The sequence below is a fragment of the Streptomyces xiaopingdaonensis genome (genome assembly GCF_000262345.1).
In the GTDB taxonomy this organism is placed as follows: Bacteria; Actinomycetota; Actinomycetes; order Streptomycetales; family Streptomycetaceae; genus Streptomyces; species Streptomyces xiaopingdaonensis.
On sequence record NZ_AJTQ01000016.1, the window covers coordinates 1 to 12,266 of the forward strand.

Annotated in this window: 13 protein-coding genes; 10 read left to right on the forward strand and 3 right to left on the reverse strand. The window is 73.9% G+C overall.

The window, feature by feature from the left end; genetic code table 11:
- Positions 1–350 (reverse strand): CorA family divalent cation transporter (locus UWG_RS0100940; protein ID WP_016905328.1); only part of this gene is annotated, 350 nt, incomplete at its 3' end.
- 121 nt (positions 351–471) lie between these two features.
- Between UWG_RS0100940 and UWG_RS0100945 the strand changes: the two genes are divergently transcribed.
- From UWG_RS0100945 to UWG_RS29265, 5 genes are all read left to right on the forward strand, one after another.
- A complete protein-coding gene (locus UWG_RS0100945) occupies positions 472–1,170 on the forward strand; it encodes an MSMEG_4193 family putative phosphomutase (protein WP_016905329.1) in 699 nt (232 codons plus the stop codon).
- 99 nt (positions 1,171–1,269) lie between these two features.
- Entirely contained in the window at positions 1,270–1,860 is a 591-nt protein-coding gene (locus tag UWG_RS0100950; protein WP_078495563.1) for a DUF3090 domain-containing protein, read from the forward strand.
- Positions 1,857–2,777: an SCO1664 family protein gene (locus tag UWG_RS0100955; RefSeq protein WP_016905331.1), complete on the forward strand. Its 921-nt coding sequence runs from the start codon at positions 1,857–1,859 to the stop codon at positions 2,775–2,777. The genes UWG_RS0100950 and UWG_RS0100955 overlap by 4 nt, the downstream gene beginning before the upstream one ends.
- Positions 2,778–2,878: 101 nt before the next feature.
- Entirely contained in the window at positions 2,879–4,108 is a 1,230-nt protein-coding gene (gene mshC, locus UWG_RS0100960; protein WP_016905332.1) for a cysteine--1-D-myo-inosityl 2-amino-2-deoxy-alpha-D-glucopyranoside ligase, read from the forward strand.
- A 139-nt stretch (positions 4,109–4,247) separates the two neighbouring features.
- On the forward strand, positions 4,248–4,604 hold the full coding sequence (locus UWG_RS29265) for a YrhK family protein (RefSeq protein WP_016905333.1): 357 nt from the start codon (positions 4,248–4,250) through the stop codon (positions 4,602–4,604).
- Positions 4,605–4,652: 48 nt separating this feature from the next.
- On the opposite strand, the gene UWG_RS0100970 is transcribed toward UWG_RS29265, so the two are convergent.
- Entirely contained in the window at positions 4,653–5,699 is a 1,047-nt protein-coding gene (locus tag UWG_RS0100970) for a PAC2 family protein (protein ID WP_016905334.1), read from the reverse strand.
- A gap of 416 nt (positions 5,700–6,115) precedes the next feature.
- Here UWG_RS0100970 and UWG_RS0100975 point away from each other — a divergent pair, with 416 nt between their 5' ends.
- Positions 6,116–6,943 carry an SDR family NAD(P)-dependent oxidoreductase gene (locus tag UWG_RS0100975; protein ID WP_016905335.1) on the forward strand — a complete coding sequence of 276 codons (828 nt, stop codon included), beginning with the start codon at positions 6,116–6,118 and terminating at the stop codon, positions 6,941–6,943.
- Between the two features lie 76 nt (positions 6,944–7,019).
- On the opposite strand, the gene UWG_RS0100980 is transcribed toward UWG_RS0100975, so the two are convergent.
- On the reverse strand, positions 7,020–7,841 hold the full coding sequence (locus UWG_RS0100980) for an IclR family transcriptional regulator (RefSeq protein WP_016905336.1): 822 nt from the start codon (positions 7,839–7,841) through the stop codon (positions 7,020–7,022).
- A gap of 179 nt (positions 7,842–8,020) precedes the next feature.
- Between UWG_RS0100980 and UWG_RS0100985 the strand changes: the two genes are divergently transcribed.
- The 4 genes from UWG_RS0100985 to UWG_RS0101000 all read left to right on the forward strand — a co-directional run.
- Positions 8,021–8,578 (forward strand): thioesterase family protein, encoded by a 558-nt coding sequence (locus UWG_RS0100985; RefSeq protein WP_029391060.1) that lies wholly within the window; start codon positions 8,021–8,023, stop codon positions 8,576–8,578.
- A gap of 11 nt (positions 8,579–8,589) precedes the next feature.
- Entirely contained in the window at positions 8,590–9,750 is a 1,161-nt protein-coding gene (locus tag UWG_RS0100990; RefSeq protein WP_016905338.1) for an acyl-CoA dehydrogenase family protein, read from the forward strand.
- Positions 9,750–11,897: an acetate--CoA ligase family protein gene (locus tag UWG_RS0100995; protein ID WP_016905339.1), complete on the forward strand. Its 2,148-nt coding sequence runs from the start codon at positions 9,750–9,752 to the stop codon at positions 11,895–11,897. Before UWG_RS0100990 ends, UWG_RS0100995 begins: the two co-directional genes overlap by 1 nt.
- Positions 11,898–11,951: 54 nt before the next feature.
- Positions 11,952–12,266: enoyl-CoA hydratase-related protein (locus UWG_RS0101000; protein WP_016905340.1), on the forward strand; the 315-nt coding region annotated here is incomplete at its 3' end.

Sequence of the window (12,266 nt, forward strand, 5' to 3'; positions counted from 1 at the left end):
GCGCGGGCGCCGTGCTCGACCGTGACGGCGAAGGAGTCGCCGACGAAGGCCATCAGTTCGCCGGTGGAGACCTCGCCCTCCTCGTAGGCGACGGGCTTGAGAACGAGGAAGAGCGCGTCGGCGTAGACCTCCAACTTGGGCCGCTGGTGCGCCCGGAGGGCGTCCTCGACGGCGAGGGGGTGGAGCCCGAAGCCGGCGGTGGCACGCGCGAACTCCTCCGGTGTCGGCTCGTGGAGAGCGACCCACAGGAAGGCGTCCGCGGTCTCGCGGGCGCGCCGCAGCGCCTCCCCGGCGTCCTGCGGGTGCTCCGCGGGGCCCTCTGCGCGGTAGAGCGTGCACTCCTCGATCACGGGGGCATTCTTCCGCGATCCGTTCCTCGTACAACCCGCGGGTGGCGAGGTGTGCGCCGTGCCGGGCGGCCGTCTCCCCGCGGCCGACGGGCCGTCGGCGGGCTCGTCTAGGGTTGGGCCCATGGCCACGCTTCTCCTCGTACGCCACGGCAGGTCGACGGCGAACACCTCGGGACTGCTCGCCGGCCGCACGCCGGGCGTCGCGCTCGACGCCGAGGGCGCCGCGCAGGCCGCCGCGCTCCCGGCGCGGCTCGCCGGGCTCCCGCTCGCGGCCGTCGTGAGCAGCCCGCTCCAGCGCTGCGCCGAGACGCTCGCGCCGCTCCTGCGCGAGCGCCCCGAGCTGCGGGCCGCCACCGAGGAGCGGATCAGCGAGTGCGACTACGGCGAGTGGAGCGGCCGCCCCCTCGCGGAGCTCACGGGCGAGCCGCTGATGACGACGGTCCAGCAGCACCCGTCGGCCGCCGCCTTCCCCGGCGGTGAGTCGATGCGCGCCATGCAGCAGCGCTCCGTCGACGCGGCCCGCGAGTGGGACGCGTCGGTCGAGCGCGAGCACGGCCCCGAGGCCGCCTTCCTGATGTGCTCGCACGGCGACATCATCAAGTCGATCGTCGCCGACGCCCTCGGCATGCACTTCGACCTCTTCCAGCGCATCGCCGTCGCCCCCTGCTCGGTCACGGCGATCCGCTACACCCGGCACCGCCCCTTCCTGCTGCGCCTCGGCGAAACGGGCGAGTTGGGTTCGCTCGTGGCGGGACCGGCCTCGGCGTCCGACACCGAGGCGGGGGAGCGCGGCGTCGCGCCGGTCGGGGGCGGTGCGTAGTGGGGATGATCGGCACCCGCAGTAGGGTGCAGTGACCGCGGGCGCCACGGCGCCCGCGGAAGCCCGAGCAAACCATCCGTCGACGTCAACGGAGCGAGAGTGTCCCGTCAGGTGTTCCTTTACGACCCGCCGGACCGGTTCGTCGCCGGGACGGTCGGGTTGCCTGGCCGCCGCACCTTCTTCCTCCAGGCCACAGCGGCCGGCCGCACCACCAGCGTGGCCCTGGAGAAGGCACAGGTGGAGGCGCTGGCCGAGCGGATCGACGAACTCCTCGACGAGGTCGTGCGCCGTTCCGGCGGCAACGCTCCCGTACCGGCCGTGGCCCCCTCGGAGATCGGCGACACGGCCCCGCTGGAGGCGCCGATCGAGGAGGAGTTCCGCGTCGGCACGATGGCCCTCGCCTGGGACGGCGACGGCGAGTGCATGGTCGTCGAGGCGCAGGCCGTCGTGGAGCTCGCCGCCGACTCGGAGGAGGACCTCGCCGACGAGGAGGAGCGGCTGCTCCAGGACGACGAGAACGGCCCCCCGATGCTCCGGGTCCGCCTCAGCGGGACGATGGCGCGCGCCTTCGCCAAGCGCGCGATGGAGGTGGTCAACGCGGGACGTCCGCCGTGCCCGCTGTGCAGCCTCCCGCTCGACCCCGAGGGCCACGTGTGCCCGCGGCAGAACGGATACCGCAGGGGCGAATGAGCGACTCGGAACCCGGCGCCCCTGCGGAGCGACAGCCTCCGCCGCCGCCCCTCGAAGCCCTCGACGACCCGTCCTCCGAGCGCGTCCGCAGAGCCCTGGCGCAGGGCGAGTTGACCGTGCACGGGCGCATCCCCGACGCGTCCAACGCCGTCCTCTTCGGCTCCGTCGCGCACGAGGGGGCGCTGCTGCCCTGCGTCTACAAGCCGGTCGAGGGCGAGCGCCCGCTCTGGGACTTCCCCGACGGCGACCTCGCCTCCCGCGAGGTCGCCGCCTTCGAGGTGGCGAGCGCGGGCGGCTGGCCCCTCGTCCCCGCGACGGTGCTCCGCGAGGGGCCGTACGGCAGGGGCATGTGCCAGGCGTGGGTCGGCACACCGCCGACGGCGGACGACGCGGCGGACCTGGACGACGAGGCGACCGGTGACGCCGACGAGGACACGCAGCCCTTCCTCGCCCTCGTCGACGCCCAGGAGCCGGAGGAGGGCTGGAAGGCCGTCGGCTTCGCCGATGTCGGCGACGGCCGCACCGCACTCCTCGTCCACGCGGACCACCCCGAGCTGCGCCGTCTCGCGGTCCTCGACGCCGTCCTCAACAACGGCGACCGCAAGGGCGGCCATCTTCTCCGCCACCGCGGCCGGCTCTACGCCATCGACCACGGCGTCACCTTCCACACCGACGACAAGCTCCGCACCCTGCTGTGGGGTTGGGGCGGCGAGGAGCTCACCTCCGAGGCCGTGGCGGTCCTCGGCGCCCTCTCCGCGCAGCTCGCCGAGGACGGGCCGCTGGCACGGCGCCTCGCGGACCTGCTCACCACGGCCGAGATCGAGGCGGTGCGCAAACGCGTCGCCTCGCTCCGCGCCTCGGGCCGCCACCCGCTGCCGAGCGGCGACTGGCCGGCGATCCCCTGGCCCCCGGTGTAGCGCGGAAAGCTGCCTGCGCAAGAGCGCGGATCAGGCCATCGGCGCAGGCCGGACCGCTCCCGTCGGTATGCGAACGCCGCGCCCGGGTTAGGCTCTCCACCATGCATGCCTGGCCCGCTTCCGAGGTCCCCGTCCTGCCTGGGCAGGGCCGCGACCTCGCACTCCACGACACTTCGACGGGAGGACGGGTCACCCTCACCCCCGGTCCCGTCGCCCGCATGTACGTCTGCGGCATCACCCCCTACGACGCCACGCACCTGGGGCACGCGGCGACTTACAACGCCTTCGACCTCGTGCAGCGCGTATGGCTCGACACCGGGCGGCAGGTTCAGTACATCCAGAACGTCACCGACGTCGACGACCCGCTCATCGCGCGCGCGGTCGAGACGGGCGAGGACTGGGCCGCGCTCGCCGAGCGCGAGACGGCGCTCTTCCGCGACGACATGACGGCGCTGCGGATGCTGCCGCCCGAGCACTTCGTCGGCGCCGTCGAGGCGATCCCCTGGATCGTCCCCATGGTCGAGCGGTTGAGGGACGCCGGCGCCACGTACGAGATCGAAGGCGACATCTACTTCTCCGTCTCGGCCGACACCCACTTCGGCGAGGTCTCGCGGCTCGACGCGGAAACGATGCGGCTGCTCTCCGCCGAGCGCGGGGGCGACCCGGACCGCCCCGGCAAGAAGAACCCGCTCGACCCGATCGTCTGGGTGGCGGCCCGCGAGGGCGACCCGCACTGGGACGGCGGCTCGCTCGGGCCCGGCCGACCCGGCTGGCACATAGAGTGCGTCGCGATCGCGCTCCAGTACCTGGGGATGGGCTTCGACGTGCAGGGCGGCGGCAGCGACCTCGCCTTCCCGCACCACGAGATGGGCGCCTCGCACGCGCAGGTGCTCACCGCCGAGTACCCCTTCGCGAAGTCGTACGTGCACGCCGGGATGGTCGGGCTCGACGGCGAGAAGATGTCGAAGTCGAAGGGGAACCTCGTCTTCGTCTCGAAGCTGCGGGAGGACGGCGTCGACCCGTCGGCGATACGGCTCGCCCTCCTCGCGCACCACTACCGCTCGGACTGGGAGTACACCGACGCCGTGCTCCAGGAGGCCAACGCGCGCCTGGCACGCTGGCGTTCGGCCGTCTCCCGCCCCGACGGGCCCGCGGCCGAGGGGATGCTCGACGAGGTGCGCACGGCGCTGGCCGACGACCTCGACACCCCGGCGGCGCTCGCGGCCGTCGACCGCTGGGCGGCCGAGCAGGAAGCCTCGGGCGGCAGCGACACCGGCGCCCCCGGCCTCGTCTCGCGCACCGTGGACGCGCTGCTCGGCGTCTCGCTCTGAGCGTCGGCGCGGAGGGCACGGTCTCCTGCCGTGCCCTCCGCGCAGGTGCGCGCCGGGGCCCGCGGCGTGCCGAGCGCCGTGCGGCGGCGCCGACCGTGGTACGCCTGTCCGGCTCGGAGGCGACTGCCGGGAGGCGCAGATGTCGGGGACCGGACCGAAGCCCGAGGGGCCGAAGCAGGAAGGGTCGGCGGACGGCGACGGCCGGGCCCCGCACAAGCAGACGCTCGTCTTCTCGCTGGGGCACGCGGAGTTGATCGTCCGCCGCCGCTACGAGGCGGCGAGCGTCTGCAACGACGTGCTCATCGCCGTGTGGTTCATCCTCGGCAGCATCATGTTCTTCTCCGAAGCCTGGACGACGAGGGGGACGGTCTGCTTCCTCGTCGGCAGCGTGGAGCTCCTGATCCGTCCGCTGATCCGCCTCTCCCGCCAGTTCCACCTCAAGCGCTTCCGCCCGCGGGGGAGCACCGTCCCGCGGGAGACGGCGGAGGACTACTGACGCGGCACCCGGCCCGACTCGCCGGCGAGGACGGACCGTCGGGGGCCGTCAGCCGCCCTCGCCCTCCTCGTCGGGACGGTCGCGGCCGCCGCGGTCCCTGCGCGCCTCGCTGCTCTCGTCGTCGCCCTCCTCGTCGGAGGCCGCGGCGTCCGGGTCGCCGGCGGAGGCGCCGGGCTCCTTTTCGCCGGGGCGCGGTCCCTGGCTCTTCCTGCTCGTGCCGCGGGGGGCGTTCTCGCCGGGGTCGTCGTCCCGGTGGCGCAGGTAGCGCTCGAACTCCTTGGCGATCGCCTCTCCGGACGCCTCGGGGAGTTCGGCCGTGTCCCGCGCCTCCTCGAGCGACTGGACGTACTCGGCCACCTCGCTGTCCTCTGCGGCGAGTTGGTCGACGCCGAGCTGCCAGGCCCGGGCGTCCTCGGGGAGGTCGCCGAGCGGCATGTCGACCTTGATCAGGTCCTCCAGGCGGTTGAGCAGGGCGAGCGCGGCCTTGGGGTTGGGCGGCTGCGAGACGTAGTGCGGCACGGCGGCCCACAGACTCGCGGCCGGGACGCCCGCGTGGGTGCACGCCTCCTGGAGGATGCCGACGATGCCCGTCGGCCCCTCGTACTTCGTCTCCTCCAGGCTCAGCGTGCGCGCGAGGTCGGAGTCGGAGGTGAGACCCGTCACGGGGACCGGGCGGGTGTGCGGGGTGTCGCCGAGGAGAGCGCCCATCACGACGACCATCTCCACGCCCAACTCGTGCGCGAAGCCGAGGAGTTCGTTGCAGAAGGTGCGCCAGCGCATGCTCGGCTCGATGCCCCGTACGAGGACGAGGTCGCGCGGACGCCCCTCGCCCGAGGACTCCCCGACGCGGACCACCGAGAGCCGCGTCGTGGGCCAGGTGACCCGGCGGACGCCCTCGTCGAGCCAGACGTGCGGCCGGTTGACCTGGAAGTCGTAGTAGTCCTCGGCGTCGAGCGCCGCGAAGACCTCGCCCTTCCACTCCCGTTCCAGGTGCGCGACCGCACTGGAGGCGGCGTCGCCGGCGTCGTTCCAGCCTTCGAACGCGGCCACCATGACCGGGTCGACCAGCTCGGGAACGTTCTCGAGCTCGATCACCCAGCGCCTCCTTCCGTCCGATGCGAGGCACTCGGCCCCGGCACCGGAGACCGTTCTCCTTGCGTGCCCGCCCAGCCTACGGCGTGAGCCGGGTGCTGCCGCAGCCCCCGCACGCTTCAGGTCCGTTCCGTGCACACCTCTCGACGGTTCGTGTCGGCGCGGCTATACATCGGACCTATGACCAGAGGTCCGATGTGCAGCCCCACACCCACCGAGGTCCGCGACATCCGCTTCCCCACCTCTGACCGCCCCCACGCCTCCGCTGCGCCACCGCTCCCGACCCTGCGACGCACGGTGTGCGCGCCGAAACTCTCCGTGTCAGACGTCGAGTTGAGCGCCCACGCGGCGGGTCCGCCCGCCGCGGCCGCCCGCGTCGTCGACCGTTCCGAACCGTGCGACAGGCAGGAGGCGCCCGCATGACGCTCCCCATCCCGGCGGCCGAACCCGCCGCTGAGGCACCCGACTTCGCCGGCATGGCGGCGCTCGTCACCGGCGGCGGGTCCGGCATCGGCGCCGCGACGGCACGCCTTCTCCTCGCCCGGGGCGCCGAGGTCGCCGTCCTCGACGCGGAGCCCGGCGGCGCGCCGCCGGGAGCGCTGGCGCTGGAGGCGGACGTGACCGACGAGGGCGCGGTGCGCCGGGCCGTGGACCGGGCCGCCGCCGAGTTCGGCGGACTCCACACCGTCGTGGGCAACGCGGGCGTCGGCGCCGTCGGCACGGTCGAGGAGAACGACGACGAGGAGTGGCGGCGCGTGCTCGACGTCAACCTCCTCGGCCTCGTACGTACCGACCGGGCCGCGCTCCCGCACCTTCGGCGCTGCGCGGCCGACCGTCCCGGGCGGGTCTCCATCACGCACACCTGCTCCATCGCGGCCACCGCAGGACTGCCGCAGCGGGCGCTCTACGCGGCGAGCAAGGGCGCCGTGCTCTCGCTCACGTTGGCGATGGCGGCCGACCACGTCCGCGAGGGCGTCCGCGTCAACTGCGTCAACCCAGGCACGGCGGACACGCCTTGGGTGGGCCGCCTCCTCGGCCGGGCGGCGGACCCGGCGGCCGAGCGGGCGGCGCTGGAGGCGAGGCAGCCGACGGGGCGGCTGGTGCGGGCGGCCGAAGTCGCCCGCGCCGTCGCCTACTTGGCGGGTCCTGACGCGGCCTCCGTCACGGGCGAGTCGCTCGCCGTCGACGGCGGCATGCAGGGCGTGCGGCTGAGACCGGACGCTCCCGGAGGCAGTGCGGCCAAGTAGCCGCGGATTTCGCAGAGCCGACGTGGCGGAGCCGCCGACTCCCCGTACAGGTGGGCGAGTTGACGCGCCGCCCGACTCAGTGGGCGAGCGGCGCGGCGGCGCCCGGAGCGAGGCGGCGGCGGATCTCGGCCGCCGCCTCCTGCGCCTGGGGCCCGAGTTCGGCGAACCGGCTCTCGGGCACCCGGTCGTGCGGCCCCCAGACGCAGACCACGGCGACCGGCCGCCCGCCGGCGTCCAGCACGGGCGCGGCAACCCCGTTCAGCTGCGCCTCCAGCTCGCCGACGCTGATGCCGTACCCGCGCTCCCGCACCGTGGCCAACTCGGCGTCGAGCGCCTCGCGGTCCGTCTGCGTCGTCGGGGTGTACCCGGCGAGCCGACGGGAGAGGAGTGCCTCGACCTCGGCGCGGGGCTCCCACGCGAGGAGTGCCTTGCCGGCCGACGTCGCGTGGATGGGGACCTCGCGGCCGAGCCAGCGGGCGGTGAGCACCGCGGGCGGCACCACCTCGTCGACGTACGTGATGCCGCCCCCGCCCTGGGCGACGGCGAGGTTCGCGGTCTCGCCCGTCGTCTCGCAGAGGCGCTGCAACACGTCGTGCGAGCGCCGAACCAGCCCTTCCACGCCGGCAGTCGACGCCATGCGGCTCACCGCGGGGCCGATCGTGTACCGGTTGGCGGCGGGGTCGCGCTCGACGAGTGCGTGGTGTTCCAGCGTGGCGAGGAGGCGCCAGGCGGTGGCGCGGTTGAGGTCGCACACCTCGGCGAGCTCCGCGACGCTGCGTCCTTCGGGAGCGCTCGCCGAGACGGCGTTGAGCAGGGCGATAGCCCGCTCCAGCGACTGCACCCTGCCGCCGCCCGGGCGGCCCTTCGCCCCGGTCGCCGCTTCCTCCGCCACGTCCATCCCTGTGCCTCCGCTGTCTCGCTCTGTCGCCCCGGAAGCGTAGTCGCCGCGGTCGGCGGCCGGACCGCACGCCTTGACGTGCGGAACCGCGCGCTTCTATCGTCGCGCACTACGAACGCTTGCCGCACATTGTGCAGCGCAAATCCCCACCAACCCCGCATCACGTCACAGGTGAACCCATGGAAGCCAGCCCGCGCCGAGTAACCACGCCGTACGAGGGGACGGGTGTGCGCCCTTGGGACGACGGCGCCCCGGTGCCCACGCCGCTCGTCCTCCACCGCACGCCGGTGCGGCCCGAATGGGCCGACTACAACGGGCACATGAGCGAGTCGTGCTACCTGCTCGTCTTCGGCGACAACTCCGACGCCTTCTTCCGCTTCCTCGGCGTCGGCGAGGAGTACCGGGCGGCGGGACACTCGCTCTACACCGTCGAGACGCATCTGCGGAACCTGCGCGAGGCCGTCGTCGGCGACCCCCTCGTCGTCACCCTCCGCCTCCTCGACCACGACGCGAAGCGCCTGCACGTCTTCCACGAGATGCGGAACGGAGCCGACGACACCGTCCTCGCCACGGCCGAGCAGATGCTGCTCCACGTCGACATGGCAGCCGGGCGCACCGCCGCGCTCCCGGACGAGCTGCTCCGCAGGCTCGACGCCGTCCGCGCCGCGCACTCCGCGCTGCCCGCACCGGAGGCCGCGGGCAAGCCCATGGGCATCCGCCGCAGCCGCACCGACTGAGGGAGCACACAGTGGACTTCGCACTCACCGACGAGCAACGCCTCATCGCGGAGACGGTCTCCGCCTTCGTCACCGCCGAACTCGACCCGCACGCCGACGAGGTGGAGCGGCTCGACGAGGTGCCCGACCAACTCGCCCGCTCCATCCGGGAGAAGGCGCTCGCCGCGGGGCTCTACGCCGCCAACATGCCCGAGGAGATCGGCGGCGGCGGGCTCGACGCGGTCAGCATGACGCTGGTGGAACGGGAGCTGGGGAAGACGAGCTTCGCGCTCCAGTCCCTCGTCGCCCGCCCCAGCAACATCCTCCAGGCATGCGAGGGCGAGCAGCGCGAGCGCTACCTGCTGCCCGCGGTGCGCGGCGAGCGCCACGACTGCCTCGCCATGACCGAGCCGGGGGCAGGATCCGACATCCGCTCGATGCGCGCCAGCGCCGTACGCAGCGGGGACGAGTACGTACTCGACGGCACCAAGCACTTCATCTCGCACGCCGACATGGCGGACTTCGCCGTCGTCTTCGCCGCGACGGGGAGCGAGGAGACGGCGCACGGGCCGAAGAGCCTCATCACCGCCTTCCTCGTGGACCTCGACGCGCCGGGGGTCGAGGTACGGCGAGGCTCCGACTGCGTCTCGCACCGCGGCTACCACCAGTGCGAACTCGCCTTCACCGACTGCCGGATACCGGCGTCCCAGCGGCTCGGGGAGGAGGGCGGCGGCTTCGCGCTCATGGGCGAGTGGCTCGGCGCGAGTCGGCTCCAGGTCGCCGCGACGAGCGTCGGACGGGCCCGGCGCATCCTCGACCTCACCCTCCGATGGGCCGCGGAACGCGAGCAGTTCGGGCGCCCGGTCGGGCGTTTCCAGGGCGTCGCGTTCCCGCTCGCCGACATGGCGACGGAGCTGGAGGCGGCGGAGCTGCTGACGCTGCGCGCCGCCTGGAAGCAGGACAACGGCGGCATGACGGACAGGGACGCGGCGATGGCGAAGCTCTACGCCTCCGAGGCGCTCGGGCGCATCGCCGACCAGGCGCTCCAGACCTTCGGCGGCATGGGCCTGATGGCTGAGCTGCCGATCGAGCGGTACTGGCGCGACGCGCGCGTCGAGCGGATCTGGGACGGAACCAGCGAGATCCAGCGCCACATCATCTCCCGTTCCCTGCTGCGCCCGTTGGGCGCCTGATGCGGGGCGACGCGGAGACGGGCCTCGCACGCCTGTTGCGCCCGCGGCACCTCGCGCTCTACGGCGGCGCGGCCGTCGCCGAGGCCGTACGGCAGTGCCGGGCCGTCGGCTACGAGGGCGAACTGTGGCCGGTCAATCCGCGGCGGCAGGAGATCGAGGGGCTGCCGTGCTACCGCACCACCGACGAGCTGCCCGAGCCGCCCGACGCCGCCTTCGTGGCGGTGCCGGCTGACCGGACCGTGGGCGTCGTCGCAGAACTCGCCGCGCGGGGCGCGGGCGGTGCCGTCTGCCACGCCTCCGGGTTCGCCGAGGAGGGCGCCGAAGGGGCGCGCCGTACGGCCGAGTTGCGGCGGGCGGCCGGCGGCATGCCCGTGATCGGGCCGAACTGCATCGGAATGCTCAACTACCTCGACGGCACGGCGCTCTGGGCCGACCGGCACGGCGGCGAGCGGGCCTCCAGCGGGGTCGCGCTCATCACCCAGAGCGGCAACATCGCGCAGAACATCACGATGCAGCGCCGCGCTCTTCCCCTCGCGTACGTGGTCACCAACGGCAACGGCGCGGTGACGGGCGTGCCGCAGCTCATCGACGCACTCTCCGCCGATCCGCGCGTCACGGCGATCGGCCTCCACCTGGAGGGGGTCTCGGACGCCGCCGAGTTCTCCCGCGCCGCACGCTCCGCGCTGCGCCGCGGGGTGCCGGTCGTCGCGCTGAAGACGGGCACCTCCGAGCTCGGCGCCCGCGCCGCCCTCAGCCACACCAGCTCCCTCGCCGGCTCCGACGTCCTGTGCGACGCGCTGTTCGCGCGGACGGGCGTGGCGAGGGCGCACGACGTCCCCGCCTTCGTCGAGACGCTCAAACTCCTGCACGTGCACGGCCCGTTGGAGGGTCAGGGCGCAGGCGAGGACGGGCGGGCCGGCATCACCTCGGCGAGCTGCTCGGGAGGCGAGGCCGCGCTGATGGCCGACACCGCCGCGCGGCACGGCGTCGAACTGCCGCCGCTCGGCAGGGAGCAGGCCGCGACAATGGGCGAACTCCTGGGCGAACACGTCCACATCAGCAATCCGCTCGACTACCACGCCTACATATGGGGCGACTTCGGGGCCCAGCGCGCCTGCTTCACGGCGCTCACCGGCGCCGACCACGACATGAACGTCCTCCTCCTCGACATGCCGCGCACCCGGGCATCCGAGGGCGACCCCTGGGCCACGACGCTCGACGCCTTCACGGCAGCACGCGAGGCCACCGACTCACGCTGCTGCGTGGCGAGTTCGCTCCCCGAGGGCCTGCCGGAAGAGGAGTCCCGCCGCCTGCTCGACGCGGGCGTCGCACCCATGCAGGGGCTCTCCGACTGCCTGCGGGCGATAGCGGCGGCGCGTGCGATCGGCGTCGCGCGCTCCCGGCTGCGCACGGCGGAGGAGGACGGGAGCCCGCTGGCGGCGCCGCTGCCCCCGGCGCCCCGACAGCCGTCCGGGCAGGGCGAGTTGGTCGACGAGCACGCCGGCAAGTCGGCGCTCGCCCGGTACGGCGTCGCAGTGCCCCACGGTGTCGCGGCGGGGCGCGAGGGGGCGGCCGCCGCGGCACGCGAGGTCGGTTTCCCCGTCGTCGTCAAGGCGCTCTCTCCGGGGCTGGCGCACAAGAGCGAGGCGGGAGGCGTACGGCTGGGGCTGCGGACCGAGAACGAAGTGACGTCCGCGGTGGGGGAGATGTCCGCGCTCGCCGACCGCTTCCTCGTGGAGCGGATGGTGCCGGGCGCCGTCGCCGAGCTCCTCGTGGGGGTGCACCGGGACCCGGTCTTCGGTACGGCGCTGACCCTCGGGGCCGGCGGCGTCCTCGTCGAAGTCGCCGCGGACACCGCGACGTTGCTGCTCCCCACCGGGCGCGAGGAGATCGAGGCGGCGCTCTCCTCGCTCCGGCTCTGGCCGGTGCTCCGCGGCGTACGCGGAAGGCCGGCGGGCGACGTGCGGGCGGCCGTCGCGGCGGTCGAAGCCGTGGCCGCATACGCCGCGGACCACGACGGCGTCGCCGAGCTCGACGTCAACCCGCTGCTGGTACTCCCCGAAGGCGAAGGAGCGGTCGCGGCGGACGTCCTCGTACGCCGCCAACCGCCCTACGCACACGGGGAGCAGGGCGGGCGAACCGCCTGACGCGCGCCGCCGACGCATCGGGCGGCCCCAACGGAAAGCGACCAGGAGGAGAGAATGCAGAGCACAACGGACGCGGCCCACGAGGCGGTTCGCAGCGAGGAGCAGGACGGCGTCCTCGTCGTCACCCTCGACAGGCCGAAGGCGAATGCCATCGACACCCGCACGAGTCTCGCCCTCCACGCGGAGTTCACACGGCTGCAGGAGGACCCGGGGCTGCGAGCGGCCGTGATCACCGGCGCCGGCGACCGGTTCTTCTCCGCAGGATGGGACCTGAAGGCCGCAGCCGAGGGCGAGGCGATCGACGCCGACCACGGCCCCGGCGGCTTCGCCGGGCTCACCGAGTTGCACCGGCTCGACAAGCCGGTGATC

Excerpts from the sequence above, each read along its gene's own strand:
- UWG_RS29265 (WP_016905333.1), top strand. The coding sequence starts at position 4,248 with ATGTCGGGGACCGGACCGAAGCCCGAGGGGCCGAAGCAGGAAGGGTCG.
- UWG_RS0100985 (WP_029391060.1), top strand. The coding sequence starts at position 8,021 with ATGGAAGCCAGCCCGCGCCGAGTAACCACGCCGTACGAGGGGACGGGT.
- mshC (WP_016905332.1), top strand. The coding sequence starts at position 2,879 with ATGCATGCCTGGCCCGCTTCCGAGGTCCCCGTCCTGCCTGGGCAGGGC.
- UWG_RS0100975 (WP_016905335.1), top strand. The coding sequence starts at position 6,116 with ATGACGCTCCCCATCCCGGCGGCCGAACCCGCCGCTGAGGCACCCGAC.
- UWG_RS0100980 (WP_016905336.1), bottom strand. The coding sequence starts at position 7,841 with ATGGACGTGGCGGAGGAAGCGGCGACCGGGGCGAAGGGCCGCCCGGGC.
- UWG_RS0100955 (WP_016905331.1), top strand. The coding sequence starts at position 1,857 with ATGAGCGACTCGGAACCCGGCGCCCCTGCGGAGCGACAGCCTCCGCCG.
- UWG_RS0100995 (WP_016905339.1), top strand. The coding sequence starts at position 9,750 with ATGCGGGGCGACGCGGAGACGGGCCTCGCACGCCTGTTGCGCCCGCGG.
- UWG_RS0100945 (WP_016905329.1), top strand. The coding sequence starts at position 472 with ATGGCCACGCTTCTCCTCGTACGCCACGGCAGGTCGACGGCGAACACC.